The sequence below is a fragment of the Streptomyces iranensis genome (assembly GCF_017874715.1).
GTDB classification, from domain to species: Bacteria; Actinomycetota; Actinomycetes; order Streptomycetales; family Streptomycetaceae; genus Streptomyces; species Streptomyces iranensis.
This window is the reverse complement of record NZ_JAGGLR010000015.1, coordinates 34,942-58,010: the sequence shown is the minus strand read 5'-3', so window position 1 is coordinate 58,010 and position 23,069 is coordinate 34,942. Positions and strand designations below refer to the sequence as shown.

The following is a 23,069-nucleotide window of genomic DNA, read 5'->3' as shown; positions in this document are numbered from 1 at the left end:
GGGTCACTTGAGTTCCCGGAGCTTCTCGTTGAGTACGCGGCCGATCTCGGCGGCCGGTTCGGGCCGCATCAGGTACGGGTGGGCGTAAGGGATCCGCCGGTACTCGATCCGTCCGTCGACAAAGGGCCGCCACTGCTCGGCGCGCCCGGCCAGATCGGCCGCGGGCACCGAGGGGTCCTCCTCGGCCACCAGCACCAGCAGGTCGCCCCGGTAGCGGGCCGGCTCATAGGCCATGAACAGCCGGCGGTTGTTGGCGAAGGCACGGGCCAGGGCGGCCACGTTGTCCTCGTCCAGGCTGGCCAGCACCGACTGCCGCTCCCGCAGCATGGTCACCACCTGGCGGTGGGTCAGCGGCGCGTCGCCCAGGGCGGCCACGTCGTAGCCCTCGAAGTCCAGCAGCACCCGCAGCGCGTCCTGCTCGTCCGGCAGCCGGTCGGGCAGCGGCTGGGAGCGGTCGAGCGGGTACTCGTCCAGATTGACCAGCAGCGCCACCTCCTCGCCCTCGGCCCGCAGCAGCGCCGCCATGGCGTGGATGACCGTGCCGCCGAGCGACCAGCCGAGCAGGGCGTACGGTCCGGTGGGCCGGACCCGGCGGATCTGGGCGACATAGTCGGCCGCCATCTCCTCCAGGGTCCCGGGGAGCGCGTCCCCCTCGCCGGTGAGTCCGCGGCACTGCAGCCCGTAGACCGGGTGCTCGGCGTCCACGCTCCGCAGCAGCGCCGAGTAGCTCCAGCTCAGCCCGCCCGCGGGGTGGACACAGAAGAGCGGGACGCGGCCGCCGTGCTCGCGCAGCGGAAGCAGCACGTCGAGCGAGTCCTGCTCCGCGTCGCCGCCGAGCCTCTGGGCCAGTTCGGCGACGGTGGGCGCGGTCAGCACCGTCCGCATGCCGAGCTTCACGCCGAACGCCGACCGGATCCGGTTGACCAGGCCCATCGACATGATGCTGTCGCCGCCCAGGTCGAAGAAGCTGTCATGGATCCCCACCACGTCAAGCCCCAGCGCCTCCCGGAACAGCCCGCACAGGATCTCCTCCTGCGGGGTGCGCGGTCCGCTCCACTCGCGGGGGTTGTAGTCGGGTGCGGGCAGCGCCTTGCGGTCGACCTTCCCGTTGGCGTTCAGCGGCAGCTCCTCGAGAACCATGAACGCGGCCGGGACCATGTAGTCCGGTACCGCCGCGGCCAGCCGCTCGCGCACCGCGGCGGCGTCCAGCCCACCGCCCGCCGCCGGCACCAGATAGGCGGCCAGCCGCTTGCCCGCGCCCTCGTCCGCGCGCAGCACGACCGTCGCCCGGCCCACCTCGGGGTCCCGGGCCAGCGCGGCCTCGATCTCGCCGAGTTCCACGCGGTAGCCGCGGACCTTGACCTGCTCGTCCACCCGGCCCAGGTACTCCAGCTGCCCGTCCGCGTTCCAGCGCGCCAAGTCGCCGGTGCGGTACAGCCGGCCGCCCGGCGCGCCGAACGGATCGGCCACGAACCGGGCCGCCGTCAGAGCGGGCCGGCCCAGATAGCCGCGGGCCAGCTGGCCGCCGCCGATGTAGAGCTCGCCGACGGCGCCGCGCGGCGCGGGCCGCAGCCCCGGGTCGAGCACGTACAGCCGGGTGTTCGGAGTGGGCCGGCCGATCGGCACCGCGCCCGACGGCGTCTCCTCGCCCGGTTCCAGCCGCAGCACCGCGCAGCCGACGGTGGCCTCGGTCGGCCCGTACTCGTTCACCACGGCCACGTCCGGGTGGGCGGCGCGCCAGGGGGCCAGTGCCTCGCCCAGCAGCTGCTCGCCGCCGATCACCAGCTCACGGGTCGGGGAGCACTCCGGGTCCACACCGGCCAGCAGCGGCAGATGGGAGGGGGTGACCTTGCAGAACGCCGGCCGGACCCGCCCTTCCGCGGGCTGCTCCAGCTCCGCCACGTGCACACAGCCGCCGGTCGTCAGCGGCCCGAACAGCGAGGTGACCGCCATGTCGAAGGAGACCGGCGAGTGCAGCAGGGCCCGCTCTCCCAGCGACGGGTACGCCTCGGCGGCGTAGTCGAGGTACTGGGCGAACGAACGGTGCTCCACCACGACGCCCTTGGGCCGCCCGGTGGACCCCGAGGTGTAGATCACATACGCGGGGCTCTGTGCCTGCCACCGGTGGCCGCCGGAACCGGCGGGGGCGGCGGGGGCGGGCTCGGGCGACTCACTCGTGGCAGCCTCGTCCAGCAGCCGCACCGGCGCCGCCGTCCGCGGCAGGCCGGGCGCGATGTCCGAGCGGGTCAGCACCAGCACCGGAGTCGCGTCGGTGAGGACGTGCGCCAGCCGGTCGGCCGGGTCGCCCGGGTCCACGGGCAGATAGCCGCCGCCCGCCTTGAGCACCGCGAGGGCGGCGATCACCAGGTCGGCCGAGCGCGGCAGGGCCAGTGCCACCAGCCGCTCGGGACCCACTCCGGCCCCGATCAGCTCGGCGGCCAGCCGGTCGGCGGCCGCGTCGAGCCCCGCGTAGCTGAGCCGGGTGCCGTCCGCGGCCAGCAGCGCCGGGGCGTCCGGGGTGCGGGCGGCCTGGGCCTGGAAGCGCTCGGGCACCAGGGCGACGGGCGCGGGCCGCGCCGTGGCGGTGAACTCCTCCAGCAGCGTGCGACGTTCGTCCGCGGTCAGCAGATCGACCCGGATCACCGGCTGCTCCGGCGCGCCGATCATGGCGTCGAACACGCGGACCAGCCGGCCGCCGATGGCCTCCACGGCGTCGGGGTCCACGAGGTCCGGCCGGTAGCCCAGACGCAGCCGCAGGGTGCGTCCCGGCATCGCCACCAGACTGATCGGGTAGTGGTTGGCGTCCGAGCCGTACAGGCCGATGATGCGCAGACCGTCCTCGACGGCGGGCATTCCGTCGCCTTCCAGCGGATAGTTCTCGGTCACCACGATGGTGTCGAACAGCGTGTCCGGCTCGACCAGGCGCAGCACGTCCTGGAGGCCCAGGTAGTGGTGGTCCATCACCGCCGTCTGCTGGCCTCGCAGCCGCTCCAGCAGCGTCGTCCAGGTGTCGGTCGTCCTCAGCTCGGCGCGGACCGGGACGGTGTTGATGAACAGGCCGACCATGGTCTCCACGCCCGGGAGGTCCGCGGGGCGGCCGGAGACGGTGGTGCCGAACACCACGTCGGTCCGGCCGGTCAGCCCGGACAGCACCACGCTCCAGGCCGCCTGTACGACCGTGTTCAGGGTCACGTCGTGGCGTCGGGCCAGCGCGGTCAGATCCGTGGTGGTGCGCTCGGGGAGTTCCACGAGCACGTCGCCGGGGACCTCGACGGTCCGTCCGTCGCTGTCGGGCGCGATGAGCGTCGCGCCGTCCACCCCGGAGAGCACCGTGCGCCATGCTTCGCTCGCCGCCTGCTTGTCCTGCCGGCCGAGCCACGCGAGATAGTCGCGGTACGGGGTGACCTCCGGCAGCGCCGACTCGTCGCCGTCCGCCTTGTACAGCGTGAACAGCTCACGCATCAGCAGCGGGCCCGACCAGCCGTCGAGCAGCAGATGGTGGTTGGTCATCAGGAACCGGGCCAGCTGGTCGCCCATGTGGATCAGGGTGAAGCGCAGCAGCGGCGGACGCTCGGGGTCGAACCGGCGCACCCGGTCCTCGTCCATGAGCGCGTCCAGCCGGGCGGCCCGCTCCGCCTCGGGCAGATGACCGAAGTCCAGCTCGACCCAGGGCAGTTCGAAGTCGGCGGCCACCACCTGTACGGGGCGGCTCAGCCCCTGCTGGCGGAAGCCCGCGCGCAGGTTGGCGTGGCGCCGCAGCAGGGTCCGCGCCGCGCCGCGCAGCCGGTCCGCGTCCAGGGGGCCCGCGAGGTCGATGCCGAGCTGCACGGTGTAGAGGTCGGGCTCGTCCTCGTCGAACTGGGCGTGGAAGAGCAGCCCCTCCTGCATCGGCGTGAGCGGCAGGACGTCCTCCAACCGCTCCGCCCCCGCGGACTCGACCGCGTCGATCTCGTCCTGGGTCAGCGGGACCAGCGTCAGGTCGGAGGGGCTGTAGCCGCCCGCCTCCGGCCCCTCGGCATGCCTGACCAGGGCGGTGAGCGCGGTCAGCCAGTTCTGGCCCAGCTCGTGGACCTCGTCCTCGCTCAGCAGCTCGCCCGCCCAGGACACATCGGCGACCAGATGAGGGCCGTCCGGCAGGTCCTGGGTCATCGCGGTGATGTCGACGGTGTGCGCGAGCGGGCGCCCGGGGTCGCTGCCGCCATCGAGGTCGAAGCCCTCCGGGGCCGGCCCCCAGTCGGCCAGGACGGACTCCTCGGTCGCCACGGCGCCGGGGAAGCGGCCCAGGTAGTTGAAGCTGATCTGGGGCTCGGGCAGCCGCATAAGCACCGGAGCGGTCTGCGGGTTGAGGTACCGCAGCAGGCCGAAACCGATCCCGTTGTCCGGTGGCAGGGCGCGCAGTTGCTCCTTGACCCGCTTGAGCACCCGGCCGGTCGCCGGACCACCCGCGCGGAACTCGGCCCAGTCGTGCGGGCCGGGGTCGAGCCGTACCGGGAACAGGCTGGTGAACCAGCCGACGGTCCGGGACAGATCGACGCCCTCGTCGAGCTCCTCACGGCCGTGGCCCTCCAGGTTGACCAGGACATGGCCGGTTTGGTGGCCCCGCTGTGCGCGCCACTGGGCGACCGCGACCGCGAACGCGCTCAGCAGAACGTCGTTTATCCGGGCGTGGAACGCGGCGGGCACCGTGGTGAGCAGGGCCGAGGTCTCCTCGGCGGGCAGCGTGAGCATCAGCCGCTTCGTCGTCGCGGTGATGTCCCGCCGGGGGTCGAGCGGCCGGTCGGCGAGCGCCGGGTCGGGCTCGGCGAGGGTGTCCAGCCAGAACTGCAGCTCCTCGATCCGCTCCGGCCGCTGGGCGGCGTCGGAGAGCCGCTGCGCCCACTCCCGGAACGAGGTGCCGACGGCGTCGAGCCCGGAGGCGCCGCCGACAGCGAGCCCGGAGGTGTCACCGTCCGTCTGCGCGGACCACGCCGTGGTCAGGTCCGGCAGCAGGATGCGCCAGGACACCCCGTCGACCGCCAGATGGTGGACGGTGAGCAGCAGCCTGCCGGAGACGTCCGGTCCGGCGTCGAACCAGACGGCCTGGAGCATCAGCCCCGCCTCGGGGTCGAGCCGGTCCCAGGCGCCCTTGGTCTCCTCCGCCATCCGGGCACGGGCCCGCTCCTCGTCGAGACCGGTCAGATCGACCCGGCGCAGGCAGTCCGCCACCCGGACCGCGCCACGCTCGGGCACCTCCAGGCTCCACACCACGCCACCGGTGCGGCGCAGCCGCATCCGCAGCGCGTCGTGGTGGTCGAGCACGGTCTGCAACGCGGACCGCAGGCGCTGCTCGCCGACGTCCGCCGGGACCACGATCATGTTGGTCTGGCTGAACCGGTCGGGGCGGCCGCCCCGCTCGCGCATCCAGTGGATGATCGGCGTCAGCGGTACGTCGCCGACCCCCGCGGAGGCCGCCACGGGCTCTGCCTCGGCGGCCTGCGCGGGTGCGTCCTCGACGGCTGTGGCCTTGGCCAGCGCGGCCACCGTCTTGTGCTCGAACACATCCCGCGGCGTCAGCTTGACGCCCGCGTCACGGGCCCGGCGGACCAGCTGGATGGACATGATGCTGTCCCCGCCGGTGTCGAAGAAACTGTCGTGGATGCCGACCCGCTCCAGCCCGAGGACCTCCGCGAACAGCCCGCGCAGCAGCTCCTCGTGGGGGGTGCGCGGTTCGTCGGCGGGGCCGGCGGCCGTGGTGTACTCCGGCGCGGGAAGCGCCTTGCGGTCGGTCTTGCCGTTCGGGGTCACCGGCAGCGAGTCGAGCACCACCACCGCGGCGGGCACCATGTACTCGGGCAGCTCCGCGGCCAGCTGGGTGCGCAGGTCGGCACCGGTGAGCGGCCCGGCCGCGTCCTCGGCCACCGCGTAGGCCACCAGCCGCGGCTCACCGGGGCGGTCCTCGCGCACCATCACCTCGGCCTGCCGCACCGAGGACCGGCGCAGCAGCACCGAGCGGATCTCGCCGAGCTCGATCCGGAAACCGTGCAGCTTGACCTGCTCGTCGGCGCGGCCGACGAACATCAGCACCCCGTCGCGGGTCCACTTGGCCAGGTCACCCGTGCGGTACATACGGGTGCCGGGCGGGCCGGACGGATCGGCGACGAAGCGCTCCGCGCTCGGGCCGGGCCGGTTGAGGTAGCCGCGGGCGAGCCCGGGACCCGAGAGGTACAGCTCGCCGACCACCCCGGGGGCCGTCGGCCGCAGCGCCCCGTCGAGCACCCGCACCCGGGCGTTGGGGATCGGTGTGCCAAGGGGCGGTTCGGCCACGCCGGACAGCGGCGCGCTGATGGTGGCGCACACCGTCGTCTCGGTCGGACCGTACGCGTTCACCATCCGCCGCCCCGCCGACCAGCGGCCGGCCAGCTCCGGCGGGGTCGCCTCGCCCGCCACCAGCAGGGTGAGACCCGCGGGCACCTCACCGTCCGTCATCACACCGAGCGCGGCCGGCGGGATGGTCGCCTGGGTGACGCGCTGCTCGGTGAGCAGCGCGGCCAGCGGGGCGCCGGGGTCCAGGCGCTCGGACGGCGCCATCACCAGCGTGGAGCCGGAGAGGAGTGCCTTGCACAGCTCCGCGAAGGCGGCGTCGAAGCTCGGCGAGGCGAACTGCAGGACGCGGCTGCCCGGACCGAGTCCGAGCGCCTCCGCGTAGCCGGTGAGCAGACTGGCGAAGCCGGTGTGCGGGACCACCACGCCCTTCGGCCTGCCGGTGGAGCCGGAGGTGTAGATCAGATAGGCCGGGTGGTCCACCGACAGCCGGACCTCCGGCGCGGTCTCCGGCGCCTTCGCGATCCTGGCCTCGGTGGCCTCGTCGTCGAGGAGGAGGACCGTGGTGTCGCCCAGGGGAGGCAAGGTCTCGGCGATCGGCCGGGTGGTGACGACCACGCCGGGCCGGGCGTCGGCGAGCATGTAGGCGAGGCGCTCGGCGGGGTACGCCGGATCGAGCGGCAGATAGGCCGAGCCCGCCTTGTGCACGGCCAGTACCGCGGCCGGCCAGTCGGGGGACCGGGGGAGCGCCAGGGCGACGAACCGCTCGGGGGCCGCGCCCTCGGCGCGCAGCACATGCGCGAGCCGGTTCGCCCTCCGGTCCAGTTCGGCGAAGGACATCTCGCGGCCCTCGAAGGCCACCGCGGGGTCGTCGGGCGCCTCGGCCACCCGACGGGCGAACAGCGCGGGGAAGGTCGCCGGGGGAAGGTCGCGCGCGGTGTCGTTCGCGGCGGCCAGCACGGCGTGCTCTTCCTCGGTGAGCGGGGAGATGTCGCCCACCCGCAGGTCCGGGTCCTCGACGACCCGTTCCAGAAGCCGCGTCAGACGCCCGAACAGGGCCTCGACCGTCTCCCGGTCGAAGAGGTCGAGCCGGAAGTCGATCAGCGCCTGAAGACCGGCCGGGGCGCCGCCAGGACCGGTGCTCTCGTTGAAGGTGAAGGCCAGGTCGAACTGGGTCGCGTTGACCGGCACCGGATACGCGACGGCGTCGACCCCGGGAAGACCGGTGGGCGAGGTGGTGGTGGTCTCGAGGTTCTGTACGTTCAGCCAGATCTGGAACAGCGGGTGCCAGGCCAGCGAGCGCTCGGGGTTGAGCAGCTCGACCAGGCGCTCGAAGGGCACCTCCTGGTGGGCGTACGCGGCCAGGTCGTACTCGCGGACCCGGTCCAGCAGTTCGCGGAAGGTGGGGTCGCCGGAGGTGTCGGTGCGCAGCACCAGTGTGTTGACGAAGAAGCCGATCATTTCCTCGAGCGCCTTGTCGTTGCGCCCGGCGATCGGCGAGCCCACGGGGATGTCCGTACCCGCGCCATGCGCGGAGAGCAACGAGGCCAGACCGGCCTGCAACACCATGAACAGGCTGGTCCCGGTCGTGCGGGCGACGCGGGCCAGCGCGCGGTGCAGCTCCGGTGAGATCCGCCCCTCGACCGTCTCGGCCGTGTAGTCGGCCTCCGGCGGACGCGGGCGGTCCGTCGGCAGCGGCAACACGTCGGGGCTGCCCTCGAGTCGCCGCCGCCAGAATTCGAGCTGCTCGCTGACCAGGCTCCCCGAGTCGCTCTCGTCGCCGAGGACCGAGTAGTTCCAGATCGTGTAGTCGGCGTACTGGACCGGCAGTGGCTCCCAGTCCGGGGCCCGGCCGTCCGTCCGCGCCAGATAGGCCGAGGTGAGGTCGGCGGCGAAGGGGCCGACCGACCAGCCGTCGCCCGCGATGTGGTGCAGGATGATCAGCAGGACGTGATGGTCCGGGGCCACCCGGAACAGCGTCACCCGCAGCGGGGTCTCGGTCGCCAGGTCGAAGTCGCGCGCCGCCTGTTCGGCGATGGCCGCGTCCAGCGTCCGCTCGTCGACGGTGGTGACGACCAGCTCGGCCGGGCACTGGTCCGGGGGCAGGATCAGCTGCCGCGCGGAGCCGCCGGTCTCCGGGAAGACCGTGCGCAGCGTCTCGTGCCGGGCCGTGACGTCCCGGACGGCCGCCCGCAGCGCCTCGTGGTCCAGCGTGCCCTTCAGCCGCAGCCCGAGGCTGATGTTGTGCGCCGCGGCGCCGTTCTCGAACCGGTTGAGGAACCACAGCCTGCGCTGGGCGTAGGACAGCGGGATCCGCTCCGGGCGCTCCACCGGGACCACCGGCGGCCGCGCGGAGTCGGCGTCACGGAGCCGTTCCGCCAGCCGCGCCACCGTGGGCGCCTCCCACAGCGCGCGCAGCGGCAGTTCCACGGAGAACGCCGTCCGGGTCCGGCTGACCATCCGGGTGGCGTGCAGCGAGTGCCCGCCCAGCTCGAAGAAGTCGTCGTGAATGCCGACCGAGTCCAGCTCCAGCGCCTCCATGAACAGACCGCACAGGATCTCCTCCTGCGGTGTGCGCGGGGCCACGCTCGTGGACAGTGCGGTGAGGTCCGGCGAGGGAAGCGCCTTGCGGTCGGTCTTCCCGTTGGGTGTCAGCGGCAGCTCGTCGAGCACCATGAACGCCGAGGGCATCATGTACTCCGGCAGCCGCGCGGCGACGGCCCGGCGCAGCGCGGGCACCGGCACCGCCGCGCCCGGGGCCGCGACGACGTACGCCACCAGCCGCTGCTCGCCCGACCCGGCCTCGCGGGCCACCACGGCCGCCTGGGCGACCTCGGGCAGTTCGGCGAGCGCGGTCTCGATCTCGCCCAGCTCGATGCGGAAACCGCGCACCTTGACCTGGTCGTCGGTGCGGCCGGCGAACTCCAGCTCCCCGTCGTCCGTCCACCGGGCCATGTCACCGGTCCGGTACATCCGGGTGCCGGGCGCGCCGAACGGGCAGGCGACGAACCGCTCCGCGGTCAGGTCCGGACGGCCCGCGTAGCCGCGCGCCACGCCCCGCCCGGCGATGTAGAGGTCGCCGAGGACCCCGGGCGGGGCCGGTGACAGCCCGGCGTCCAGGACATAGACCTGGGTGCTCGCGATGGGCCTGCCGATGGCCGGGGGGCCGGACACCTCGGCGAGGCGGGCGGCGGTCGACCACACGGTGGTCTCGGTGGGGCCGTACAGATTCGTCACCTCGGAGCCGAGTTCGCACAGCCGGGTGGCGAGCCCGGCGGGCAGCGCCTCACCGCCGACCAGCACGCGCAGCCCGGAGAGCGCCTCGGGGTGCTGGGACACCAGCGCCTGCCACAGGGTGGGCGTCGCCTGCATGACCGAGGCGCCGGTGTCCTTCAGCAGCGCGGCCAGCCTGGGGACGTCGATCACCTCGTCGCGGGTGGCCAGGACCACCGCGGCGCCGGACACCAGCGGGGTGTACAGCTCCAGGCCCGCGATGTCGAAGGCGATGGTGGTCACCGCGGCCAGCCGGTCCCCGGGCCGCAGCGCGAACCGGTCCCGCATGTCCTGGACGAAGTTGGTGAGGTTGTCCCGGGTGACGACGACGCCCTTGGGCCTGCCCGTGGAACCCGAGGTGTAGATGGTGTAGGCGGGGTGGTCCCCTGCCACCGGGGCGAGCTCCGGGGCCTCGCCGGACAGGGCGGCCAGCCGGTCGCGGACCGCCGGGTCGTCCAGCAGCACCCGCGTCGTACCACCGGTCGCGGGCACCGAGGGCGCCGAGGAGTCCGTCACCACGACCGCGGGGGCGGCGTCGGTCACGATGTACTCGACGCGCTCGGCCGGGTATTCGGGGTCCAGCGGGATGTACGCGCCGCCGGTCTTCAGGACCGCGAGCAGTGTGGCCACCAGCTCCGCCCCGCGCGGCAGCGCCACCGCCACCCGCGTCTCGGGGCCGACACCGAGCCCGGACAGCAGCCGGGCCAGCCGGTTGGCACGGGCGTCCAGCTCGCCGTAGGAGAGCTCGGCCCCGTCCGCGACCAGGGCCACCGCCGCCGGGTCGGCGGCCACCGCGGCCTCGAACAGCTCGGGCACCGAAGTCTCCGGCGCCCCGGCGTCGGGCTCGTTCCAGCCGTCCAGGACGGTGCGCAGCAGCTCGGGCGCGAGCACTTCGGTGCGGCCCACCGGGAGGGACGGGTCCGCCTCGATCCGCTCCAGCATCCGGCAGAAGCCGTCCAGCAGGGCCCGCGCCCGCCCGGCCGGGTACAGATCGGGCCGGTAGCCCAGGCGCAGCCGCAGGGTGGGGCCGGGGGTCGGGAACAGGGTGAGCGCGTAATGGGTGGCGTCCTGGCCGGTGAGGTCGGTGATCCGCGGCCCGTCGATGGGCTCGGTGATGCCGTCGGAGTCCAGCGGGTAGTTCTCGAAGACGACCAGCGTGTCAAAGAGTTCACCGGTGACCGGCGTGGACTCCTGCACGGCGGACAGCGGCAGGTGGTGGTGGTCCAGCAGCGTGGCCTGCTGCCGCTGGACCGCGGTCAGCAGGTCGGTCCAGGAGGCGCCGTGGTCCACCCGCACCCGGACCGGCAGGGTGTTGATGAACAGCCCAACCATGGACTCCACGCCGGGGATGTCCGCCGGGCGCCCGGACACGGTGGCGCCGAACACCACGTCGTCGCGGCCGGTCAGCCGGCCGAGCAGCACGCCCCAGGCGCTCTGCACCAGCGTGTTCAGGGTGACCCCGGCGGAGCGGGCCAGCTCGCCGAGGCGGGCGGTGAGGTCCGCGTCCACCTCGGCGACCAGGTCCTCGGGCAGCACCTCGGCGCCGGGGCCCGCCTCGGGCACCAGGAGCGTGGCCGAGTCCACCCCCCGCAGCGCCTCTCGCCAGGCCCGCTTCGCCGCGGCCTTGTCCTGCCGGGCCAGCCAGGCGAGATACGTGCGGTAGGGGGTGACCGGCGGCAGGGTGGTGTCCTCGCCGCCCGCACGGTAGTGCTGGAACAGCTCCTGCATCACCAGCGGGGCGGACCAGCCGTCCAGCAGGATGTGGTGGGCGGTGAGCACCAGCCAGAAGGCGTCGGGCGCGACCTTGATCATGGTGACCCGCAGCAGCGGCGGCCGCTCCATGTCGAAGCGCCGCTCACGGTCCCCGGCGGCGAACTCCCGGACCCTCGCCCGCTGCTCGTCCTCGGAAACATCGCTGAAGTCCAGCTCGGTCACCGGAAGTTCGAGGTCCCGGAGGATCACCTGCATCGGGTCGCCGGACTTGCGGCGCCGGAACCCCGCGCGCAGGCTCGCGTGCCGCCGCACCAGCGCGGCCGCGGCGCGGCGCACCGCCGGGGCGTCCACCGGGCCCTGGATCCGCACCGCCAGCTGGACGGTGTAGACGTCGAGCGCGTCCGCGTCCTCGGAGTACTGCGCGTGGAAGAGCAGCCCTTCCTGGAGCGGCGACAAAGGCAGAAGGTCCTCGATACGTGTCTGCTTCACTGCACAGGCTCCCTGGGCGTCTTCGTGATGCGATGTGTGACGAGTGCGCAGTCGAGATCGGCGGGGCCCGTCCCGCCCGTCGGCGAGGCCCGCCGATCCGACCGTAATGGCGCTGCGGCCCGGTGAAAGCCGCACATAAACAACTCGGAAGTGGGGGCTACCGCCAGCCGTCCAGTTCGCTCGCGAGCTGGTCCAACTCGTCCTGGCTGACGTCGATCAGATCCATGTCGGAGGGGGTGTGACGGACGCCCTGCGGGGTGTCGGCATGGCGGGCCAGCGCCTCCAGCGCCCGGATCCACGCCTGTGCGAGGTCCCGCACCACGGCCTCCTCCAGCAGCGCCGAGGGCCACTGCCAGAGCACCGACAGCTCGGGGCCGCCGCTGCGGTCCTGGGTGGACGCGGTGACCTCCAGCGCGTGGGCGACCGGCATGTCCGGGTCCTCGCCGCCGACGGCGCCCGCCTCGGGGGCGAGCGCCCAGTCGGCGGCCTCGGGCGCGGCCGAGGTGTCGAAGCGACCGAGGTAGTTGAAGCCGATCTGCGGCTCGGCCAGGCCCCGCAGCGAGGGCGCGGTGTCCGGGTTGAGATGGCGCAGCAGGCCGTAGCCGACGCCGTTGTCGGGCACCTGGCGCAGCTGCTCCTTGATCCGGGCGAGGACGTCTCCGACGGTCGCCCCGCCGGTCCACACCTCGCCCCAGTCGATCCGCCCGGGGTCCAGGAACAGCGGGTACACGCTGGTGAACCAGCCGACCGTACGGGACAGTTCGGTGTGCTCGGCGATCTCCTCGCGGCCGTGGCCCTCGAGGGCCACCAGCACCCCGCCGGTGGCGCCGCCGAAGTGCCGGCGGCGCCAGTCGGCCACCGCCAGGGTCAGCCCGGTGAGCAGCACGTCGTTGACCGACGCGTGGAACATCTCGGGCAGCCGGGTGAGCAGGGTCCGGGTGGTGTCCGCGGGCAGCGTCATGGTGATCGCGCGCTGGGTGCGGGTGAGGTCCCTGGACGGGTCGACGGTCAGCTCGGCCAGGGGCTCCGGGGCCTGGGCGAGGCGGCCGCGCCAGACCGGGAGTTCGGCGATCCGCTCCGGTGTGACGGCTTCCTCGGCCAGCGTCCGCGACCAGCGGCGCAAGGAGGTGCCCACCGGGTCGAGCCGGGGGGTGCGGCCGTCCCGCACCGCCTCCCAGGCCCGTGCCAGGTCCGGCAGCAGGATCCGCCAGGAGACGCCGTCGACGACGAGGTGGTGCAGCGAGAACCACAGCCTGCCGCGCTCACCGGGCCCGGCGTCGAACCACACGAACTGCGCCATCGTGCCGTCCTCGGGGGCGAGCCGGCCCACCGCCGCGTCGCTCTCCTCGGCGAGGCGGGCGCGGCGCTCCGCGTCGTCCAGGCCGGTGAGGTCGACCCGCCGGATCAGGTCCGCCGCGCGGACCTTGCCGCGGGCCGCCACCTCCAGCGACCACTGCCCTTCGGTGCGGTTCAGCCGCGCCCGCAGGGCGTCGTGGTGGTCCAGCAGCGTCTGTACGGCGGTGACCAGCCGGTCCAGGTCCAGCTCCGCGGGCGTCTGCAGCAGCATCGACTGGTGGAACCGGCCGATGGGCCCGTGCCGCTCGCTGAGCCAGTTGAGGATCGGGGTCGCGGGGATCTCCCCGATACCGGCGTCCGGGTCCTCCGCCTCGGCCTCGGGGACGGTGCCCGCGGCGGCCGCGAGGGCCGCGACCGTCTGGTGGCGGAAGACGTCCTTCGGGGTGAAGACCAGACCCGCGGCGCGGGCCCTGGCCACCAGCTGGATCGAGACGATGCTGTCGCCGCCCAGGTAGAAGAAGCTGTCGTCGACGCCGACTTCCTCGACCCCGAGCCCCAGCACCTCCGCGACCAGCCGGCGCAGGGTCTCCTCACGGGCGCCGCTCGGCGCACGTGACGTGCCGCCCTGCTCCGGTGCGGGCAGCGCCTTGCGGTCGATCTTTCCACTGGTGGTCAGCGGAAGCGTCTCGAGCGTCACGAACGCCGCCGGAACCATGTAGTCGGGCAGTCGTCGCACCAGCCCGGCCCGCAGTTCGTCGATGTCGATGCCGCCCGCCCCGGCGGTGGGCACCACATAGGCCGTCAGCAGCCGCACCCCCGGGCGGTCCTCGCGCACGACGGTGGTGGCGCGGTGCACACCGGGGTGGTCCGAGACGGCCGCGGTGATCTCGCCCAGCTCGATCCGCAGCCCCCGCAGCTTCACCTGGTCGTCGGTGCGCCCGACGAACTCCAGCTCGCCGTCGGCGCGCCGGCGCACCAGGTCGCCGGAGCGGTACATCCGCGTTCCGGGCGGCCCGAACGGGTCGGCCACATAAGCCGCGGCGGTCAGCCCGGGGCGGCCCAGATAGCCGCGGGCCAGCGAGACGCCCGCGATGTGCAGCTCGCCCACGCAGCCCAGCGGCACCGGACGGAGCCGCTCGTCCAGCACATGCAGCCGCGAGTCGGCGACGGGCGCGCCGAGCGCCGGTACGGCGTCGTCGGTCAGCAGCCCGCTCATCGCCGCCACACAGGTGGTCTCGGTCGGGCCGTACACGTTGTGCATCCGCACGGTGTGCCGCCACCGGCCGATCAGCTCCGGTCCGAAGGACTCACCGCCGACGACGATCTCCATGCCCTCGGGCAGCCCGCCCTCGGGCAGCGCGGCCAGCGAGGCGGGGGTGATGAAGGCGTGGGTGACACCGTATTCGGCGCACAGGTCGAGATACGCCTGGCCGGACGTCGGCCGGTCGGCCGGGACCACCACCAGCGCGCCGCCCACCAGCAGGCTCATGGACAGCTCCAGGAACGCCGCGTCGAAGCTGGCCGAGGCCAGCTGCGGCACCCGGGCGCCCGGCCCGACGCCCGCCCGTTCCACCAGCGTCGCGCACAGGTGCGCCACTCCGGCGTGGGTCACGGTCACGCCCTTGGGCCTGCCGGTCGATCCGGAGGTGTAGATGACGTAGGCGGGGTGCTGGGGCGACAGGGCGGCGGCGGGCACGGGCGCGTCGGCCACGGCCGCGGAGACATCAGCCCCGGCCACGGGCGCGGGCACATCAGCCCCGTCCACAGGCGGCGCGGGCGCGTCCAGCGTGTCGAACAGCGCCGTGGGCACGGTGGTCCGGGGCAGCCGTCCGGCGACGGAGCCGGAGGTCAGCAGCAGGGCGGGCGCGGCGTCGTCGAGCATGTACCCGATGCGGTCGCCCGGCAGGTCCGGGTTGACCGGCAGATAGGCCGCCCCCGCCCGCACCACCGCGAGCAGCGAGACGATCAGCTCCGGGGAGCGCGGCAGCGCCACCGCCACCAGCTTTTCCGGTCCCGCTCCCCGCGCGGCCAGCGACCGGGCGATCCGCTCGGCCCGCGCGTCGAGTTCGGCGAAGGTCCAGGTGCGGTCCTCGGCCAGCAGGGCGGGTGCGTCCGGGGTGCGGGCCACCCACCCGGCGAACAGCTCCGCCATGGTCGCCGGGGGCACCTCGCGCACCGCGGCGTCGTTCCACTCCTCGACGATCCGGTGGCGCTCCCCGGGCAGCAGGACGTCCAGTTGGTCCACCGAGCGGGACGGATCGGCGACGGCGGCGGCCAGCAGCCGCGCCAGCCGGTCCACCAGCATCAGCACCGTGTCCCGTTCGAACAGGTCGGTGCTGTAGGTGAGCGCCCCCTCGATGCCCGCGGGCGCGCCGTCGTCCCGTTGGGTCTCCGACAGGGTGAAGGACAGGTCGAACTTGGCCACGTCCTGGCCGATCGGCTGCGGCCCCGCGGCCACCCCGGGCAGTTCGACCCTGCCTTCGGCGGTGTTCTGGAACGCCAGCATCACCTGGAACAGCGGATGCCGGGACGCCGAGCGCTCGGGGTTGATCAGCTCGACCAGCCGCTCGAACGGCAGGTCCTGGTTGGCGTACGCGGCCAGGTCGGTCTCCCGCACCCGCTCCAGCAGCTCGGCGAAGGTCGGATCGCCGGAGACATCGGTGCGCAGCACCAGGGTGTTGACGAAGAAGCCGACCAGGTCGTCCAGGGCGTCGTCGGTGCGGCCCGCGATCGCCGTGCCGAGCGGGATGTCGGTGCCCGCGCCGAGCCTGCTGAGCAGCGCGGCCAGCCCAGCCTGGACGGCCATGAAGAGGCTGGCCCGGTGGGCCAGGGCCAGCTCGCGCAGGCCGCGGTGCACCTCGGCGTCGAAGCGGAAGGTGACCATATCGCCGCGGTAGCTGATGGCGGGCGGACGGCGGTGGTCGGCGGGCAGCGCCAGCTCCTCCGGCGCGCCGTCCAGGGCCGACCGCCAGAACGCGGCCTGCCGGGAGATGGTGCTGTCCGGGTCGTCCTCGCTGCCCAGCACCTCATGCTGCCACAGCGTGTAGTCGGCGTACTGCACGGGCAGCGGGGTGAACTCCGGGGCGCGGCCCGCGCCCCGGGCCGCGTAGGCGGTGGACAGATCGCGGCCCAGCGGGGCCATGGACCAGCCGTCGCCCGCGATGTGGTGGACCACCAGCGCCAGCACATGCTCGGTCCGGCTCAGCGCGAACAGCCACGCCCGGACCGGGATCTCGGTGGCGATGTCGAACGCGTACCCGGCCGCCTCGGCGAGCGCCGCCTCCAGACCGGCCTCGGTGACCTCGGCCACCGGCAGTTCGGGCACCACGTCCAGCACCACCTGGCGGGGGCGGCCGTCCACCTCCGGGAAGACGGTCCGCAGGCTCTCGTGGCGGGTGACCACATCGGCCAGCGCCGCGCGCATCGCCTCCCGGTCCAGCTCACCGGTCAGCCGCAGGGCCATCGGCAGGTTGTAGGTGGCGCTGGGCCCCTCGAACCGGCCCAGGAACCACAGCCTGCGCTGGGCGAAGGACAGCGGCACCGCCTCGGGCCGCTCCCGCGCGGTCACCGCGCGCCGCGCCCCGCCCGCGTCGCCGATCAGCCCGGCCAGTCCGGCGGGCGTCGGCGACTCGAACAGGTCGCGCACGCCGAGCTCCGCGCCCAGGGCCGTACGGATCCGGCTGGTCAGCCGGGTGGCGAGCAGTGAATGGCCGCCGAGGTCGAAGAAGTTGTCGTCCACCCCGGCCTCGGCCACCCCGAGCACCTCGGCGAACAGCCCGCACAGCGCGGCCTCCTGCGGCGTGGCCGGCTCCCGCCGCTCGGCGTCCTCCCGTACCGGCGCGGGCAGCGCCCGGCGGTCCAGCTTGCCGTTGGGGGTCAGCGGCAGTGCGTCCAGTACGACGAACGCGCTGGGCACCATGTACTCGGGCAGCGTGGCGGCCAGGTGCTTGCGCAGTTCGGCCGGGGCCGGGGCGGTCCGGTCGGCCAACGGGACCAGATAGCCGACGAGCTGGGGCGCGCCGGGCCGGTCCTGCCGGGCCAGGACGGCCACCGAGGCGAGGTCGGGGTGGGCGGCGAGCGCCGTCTCGATCTCGCCGAGCTCGATCCGGAAGCCGCGCACCTTGACCTGGTGGTCGGCCCGCCCCACGAACAGCAGTTGTCCGTCCTTGCCCCAGCGCACCAGGTCACCGGTGCGGTACAGCCGGGACCCGGCCGGGCCGAAGGGGTCGGCCACGAAGCGCTCCGCGGTGCGGCCCGGCCGCTTCAGATAGCCGCGGGCCAGCCCGGCGCCGGCCAGGTACAGCTCTCCGACGACCCCCGGGGGCACCGGGCCCAGCGCGTCGTCCAGGACGTAGACCCGGTCGTTCCACACCGGGCGGCCGATGGGCGCCGCGGCGGGCCACTCCGCCGGGTCGCCGGGCAGGGTGGTGGCCGTGATCACATGGCTTTCGGTGGGGCCGTAGTGGTTGTGCAGCCGCAGCCACGGGCGGTCGGCCTGGAAGGCGCGCAGCCGCGGGGTGAGCGCCAGCGCCTCGCCCGCCTGGGCGATCACCCGCAGCTCGCCGAGGGCGGCACCGCCCTCGACGGCGGCCTCCGCGACGGCGTCCACCACCAGGTTGGGGGCGTACAGCTCGTTGATCCGGTGCTCCTCCAGCCACCGGGTGAGGGCGGCGGCGTCGCGGCGCACCGCGTCGTCCGGGACCACCAGCGTCTTGCCGGTGAGCAGGGTGGTCAGGATCTCCTGGGCGGAGACGTCGAAGCTGATCGCGGTGAACTGCGCGACCCGCGTCCCGGCGCCGCCGCCGATCTCACTGTGGTGCCAGGCGACCAGATTGGCCATGGCGCCCGCGGGCATCACGACGCCCTTGGGTCGGCCGGTGGAGCCGGAGGTGTAGATGACGTAGACCGGGGCGGCCGGGTGGAGCGGACGGGTGCGGTCCGCGTCGGTGGGGTCGGTGTCCGCCTGCCCGGCCAGGAGGGCGGCGGTCTGAAGTGTGTCGAGGGCGAGGAGCGGAGCCCGGTGACCGTCCGGCAGCACCCCGGTCCGGGTCAGCACCACCGAGGGCGCCGCGTCGGCCAGCATGAAGGAGACGCGCTCGGCCGGGTACTCCGGGTCGATGGGCAGATAGGCCGCTCCGGTCTTGAGTACCGCGCACACCGACACCAGCAGCTCCGCCGAGCGCGGCAGCGCGATGCCGACCGTGTCCTCAGGACCGGTGCCCCGTGAGATGAGCAGACGCGCCAGCCGGTTCGCGGCCGCGTTCAGCTCGGCGTACGACATCCGCGTGTCGCCGTGCACCACGGCCGGGGCGTCCGGCAGCGCATGCGCCTGGCGCTCGAGCAGTTCGGGAAGGAAGGCCCCGTCGAACTGGTGCGCGGTGTCGTTGTAGGTGGTCAGCTGGCGGTGCCGCTCGATCGGGTCGAGCAGGTCCAGGGAGCCGATCGGCCGCTTCGGGTCCTCGGCCGCCCCGGCCAGTACCCGGATCAGACGGTCGGCGAGCCGCTGGACCGTCTCGCGGTCGAACAGATCGGTGCTGTACTCCATCCACCCGGCCAGACCGTCCGGTGCGCCGTCCGGTGTGCGCCGCTCGGTCAGCCCGACGAACAGGTCGAACTTGGCCATGTCGCCGAGGTGGTCGTACTGGTCCACCCGCAGGCCCGGCAGCACGAGCTCGGCCGGGCGGTTGTTCTGCACGGTGAACATCACCTGGAACAGCGGGTGGCGCGCGAGGGAGCGCTCGGGGTTGAGCTGCTCGACCAGGCGCTCGAACGGCACGTCCTGGTTGGCGTACGCGGCCAGGTCGGTCTCCCGCACCCGCTGGACCAGCTCGCGGAAGGTCGGGTTGCCGGAGGTGTCGGTGCGCAGCACCAGCGTATTGAGGAAGAACCCGACCAGTCCGTCGAGGGCGTCGTCGGTACGGCCGGCGATCGGCGTGCCCACGGGGATGTCGGTGCCCGCGCCGGACCGCGACAGCAGCGCCGAAAGACCGGCCTGCACCACCATGAACAGGCTGGCCTGGGAGGTACGGGCGATGGTGAGCAGCCGCTTGTGCAGCTCCTCGGTGAGGTGGAACGTCACGGTGTCGCCCGCGTAGCTCGCCACCGCGGGGCGCGGCCGGTCCACCGGGAGGTTGAGCTCGTCGGGGATCCCGGCCAGGGCATCCGACCAGTAGGCGAACTGCCTCGCGATCGCGCTGTTCTCGTCCGCCTCCTCACCCAGTACGCGCCGCTGCCACAGCGTGTAGTCCGCGTAACTCACGGGCAGCGGCTCCCACGACGGCGCGGCGCCCTTCAGCCGGGCCGTGTAGGCGAGCGAGAGGTCGTGGCCGAAGACGCCCAGCGACCAGCCGTCCCCGACGATGTGGTGCATCACCACGAGCAGGACGTACGTACGGTCGCCGGTGCGGAAGACGCGCACCCGCAGCGGGAGTTCGTGGGCCAGCCGGAACCCGGCGGCCGCCTCCTCCTGCAGCGCCTCGGCCAGCCGCTCCGGTGCCGCGCTCAGATCCACCAGGGACAGGTCGAGCTCGGCCTCAGCGGGATCCAGCACCCGCTGGTACGGGTCGCCGGCCACGTCCGGGAACACCGTCCGCAGGCTCTCGTGCCTGGCCAGGACGTCACTGAAGGCATGGCGCAGCGCGTCCAGGTCCAGTTCACCGGTCAGCCGCACGGTGAGCGGGACGTTGTAGATCGACTTGGCGCCCTCGAACCGGTCCAGGAACCACAGCCGGTGCTGAGCGAAGGACAGCGGTACCCGCTCGGGACGCGGTCCCGCCTCCAGCGCGGGCCGGCCGTCCACGGCCTGGTGCAGCCTGCGGGCTATCCCGGCGGGCGTGGCCGTCTCGAACACCGCGCGCAGCGACAGCTCCTCGCCGAAGACCGCGCGGGTCCTGGTGACCAGCCGGGTGGCCAGCAGCGAGTGGCCGCCGAGGTCGAAGAAGTCGTCGTCCACCCCCACCTCGGCCACCCCGAGCAGCTCGGCGAAGAGCGCGCACAGGATCTCCTCCTGCGGGGTGCGCGGCCCGCGCCCGGCAGGGCCGGCCGCGCCGCCGGGCTCGGGCAGCGCCTTGCGGTCCAGTTTGCCGTTGGGGGTGAGCGGGAGGGCGTCGAGGGGGACGAACGCCGAGGGCACCATGTACTCGGGCAGCGAGGCGCCCACATGGTCGCGCAGCGCGGTGGGGGCGGGCACCTCTCCTCCGCTCACCGGCACCAGATAGGCGACGAGCCGCTTGTCGCCCGGGGTCGGCTCACGCACCACGACCACCGCACGGTCGATCCGCTCGTGCGCGGCCAGGACCGACTCGATCTCGCCCAGCTCGATCCGGAATCCGCGGATCTTGACCTGGTCGTCGGCCCGGCCGGCGAACTCCAGCACGGGGTGCTCGCCCTCGGTGTTCCAGCGCACCAGGTCACCGGTGCGGTACATCCGCTCGCCGCCGCCCGGATACGGATCGGCGACGAAGCGCTCGGCGGTCACCCCGGGCCGGTTCAGATAGCCGCGCGCCAGGCAGGGGCCCGAGACGTACAGCTCCCCGGTGACACCCGGCGGCACCGGCCGCAGCGCCCCGTCGAGCACCCGCAGCCGCGCGGTGCCGAGGGCGGTGCCCATGGGCGGCGCCACCGCGCCGGAGAGCGGCCCGCTGAGGGAGACGCAGACAGTGCTCTCGGTCGGCCCGTAGGCATTGATCATCGTCCGGTTGCCGGACCACGCCTCGACCAGCTCCGGCGCGGACGCCTCACCGCCGACCACCAGCAGGCGTATCGACGGCAGATCCTCGGTGAGCACGGCCAGCGCGGCGGGCGGGATGAGCGCGTGCGTGACCTGGTGCTCGGCGACCAGGTCGACCAGCGCCCGGCCGGGTTGCAGCCGGGTCGCGGGGGCGAGCACCAGCGTGGCGCCGGTGAGCAGGGCGGTGTAGGTCTCCCAGACGGCGGCGTCGAAGCTGGGCGAGGAGAACTGCAGCACCCGGCTGCCGGGCCCCACGTCGAACCGCTCGACGTTGGTGGCGACCAGACCGGCGAGACCGGAGTGCGTCACCATGACGCCCTTCGGACGGCCGGTGGAACCGGAGGTGTAGATGACATAGGCGGGGTTGGCGGACGTCGTCGCGCCCCGCCGCTCGCCCGGCTCGATATCGGTGTCCGGCCGGGCGTCGGTCTCGCGGACGGTGGCCGGGTCGTCCAGCAGCACCCTCGGCGCGGCGCAGACGTCCGGGATCACCTCGGCCGACGCGGCGGTGGCCAGGACCAGTGCCGGGCCTGCGTCGGTGAGCAGATAGGCGATCCGATCGGCCGGATAGGAGATGTCCACCGGCAGGTAGGCCGCGCCCGCCTTGAGCACCGCCAGCATGGCGACGACCAGCTCGGGAGAGCGCCGCAGGGCGAGCGCGACCACCCGCTCCGGCCCCGCGCCCCGCTCGATCAGGGTGCGGGCCAGGCGGTTGGCGCGGCGGTCCAGTTCGGCGTACGGGAGAGAGATGTCCTCGTGGACCAGGGCGACGGCGTCCGGATGGAGTCGTACCTGTTCGGCGAAGAGCGCGGGGATGACGTCACCGCCCGGCAGCGGCTGTGCGGGCATGCCCAGGGCGAGCATGCGACTCGCCTCGGCGTCGCTCAGCAGGGGCAGTCGGCCGATCAGCTGCTCCGGATCGGCCGCGAAGGCGGCGAAGAGGCGGCGGAAGCGTTCGCCGAGCACCTCGATGTCCTCGCGGGTGAAGAGCTCCTGCCGGTAGCCGAAGTGCAGCCGCAGCCCGTCGCCCGGCAGGGCCGCGATGCTCAGCGGGTAGTGGTTGGCGTCGGTGCCCTTGGCGCCCGTCAGCGTGAGGTCACCGGGCAGCTCGGGCAGGTCGTCCCCGCCCATGGGGTAGTTCTCGGTGACGGTGAGCGTGTCGAACAGGGTGCCGCGCCCGGCGGCCCGCTGGATGTCCGGAAGGCTGAGGTGGTGGTGTTCGACCATTCCGGCCGCCTGGCGCTGCATCCCGGTCAGCAGGGACAGCAGGCTCTCCTGCGGGCGCACCCGCACCCGGACGGGCACCGAGTTGATGAACAGGCCGACCATCTGGTCCGCGCCGGCCAGCTCGGCGGGGCGCACCGATACGGTCGAGCCGAACACCACGTCGTCACGGCCGGTCAACTGCCCCAGCAGCAGCGCCCAGCAGCCCTGGAACACCGCGCTCAGCGTCAGGTCGTTGCGCCGGGCGGTCTCCCGCACCCGGGCGGCCAGCTCATCGGGCATGGAGACGACCAGCTCGGCCGGTACGTTCCGCGCCCCGGTGTCGTCGGGCGCGAGCAGCGTGGGCTCCTCCACCTCGGCGAGCACGGTGCGCCAGGCGCTCTCCGCCGCCGCCCGGTCCTGCCGTTCCAGCCAGCTCAAGGCTTCGCGGTACGGCGTCACCGGCGGCAGGCCCGAGTCGTCGCCGCGACGGTGGTAGATCTCGAAGAGTTCGAACATGAGCCGGGCGGTGGACCACCCGTCGAGCAGGATGTGATGCGAGTTGAACATCAGCCGGCTGGTGCTCGGGCCGAGCTTGATCAGCGTGAAGCGCAGCAACGGACCGGACCCCAGGTCGAACCGGTGCGCCGCCTCCTCGGCGGCGAGCCGCTCCAGCTCCCGCTCCTGGGCCCGCTCGTCGAGCCCGGTGAGGTCGAACTCCCGCCAGGGCACCGGGACTTCCCGCGCGATCACCTGCACCGGCCGGCTCAGCTTCTCGTACCGGAAACTGGCACGCAGATTGGGGTGCCGGCGCAGCAGAGTGGCCACCGAGTCACGCATGGCCCCGGCGTCCAGGGGGCCGTCGAGGTCGATCAGGATCTGGGCGACGTAGACATCGAGTTTCTCTTCCCCGTACAGGGTCTGAAACAGCAGACCCTCCTGCAGTGGCCACAGCGGAAGGACGTCGTCGATGGCTGCTCGCGTCATTATGGAAATCTCCACTCGTCATTCCGTCGGTCACCGACAAAAAGGGCTCGGTCGCCTGCCACCAGCCTGGATCGCCGAG

The 23,069-nt window shown here is 73.5% G+C and carries 2 protein-coding genes; both read right to left on the bottom strand.

What is annotated here, in order from left to right:
• Positions 1-3 precede the first annotated feature (3 nt).
• A complete protein-coding gene (locus tag J2Z30_RS26575; RefSeq protein WP_052701503.1) occupies positions 4-11,775 on the bottom strand; it encodes a non-ribosomal peptide synthetase in 11,772 nt (3,923 codons plus the stop codon).
• Between the two features lie 157 nt (positions 11,776-11,932).
• Positions 11,933-22,990, bottom strand: a complete 11,058-nt coding sequence (locus tag J2Z30_RS26570; RefSeq protein WP_044573540.1) for a non-ribosomal peptide synthetase — start codon at positions 22,988-22,990, stop codon at positions 11,933-11,935.
• Positions 22,991-23,069 lie beyond the last annotated feature (79 nt).

Excerpts from the sequence above, each read along its gene's own strand:
- J2Z30_RS26570 (WP_044573540.1), bottom strand. The coding sequence starts at position 22,990 with ATGACGCGAGCAGCCATCGACGACGTCCTTCCGCTGTGGCCACTGCAG.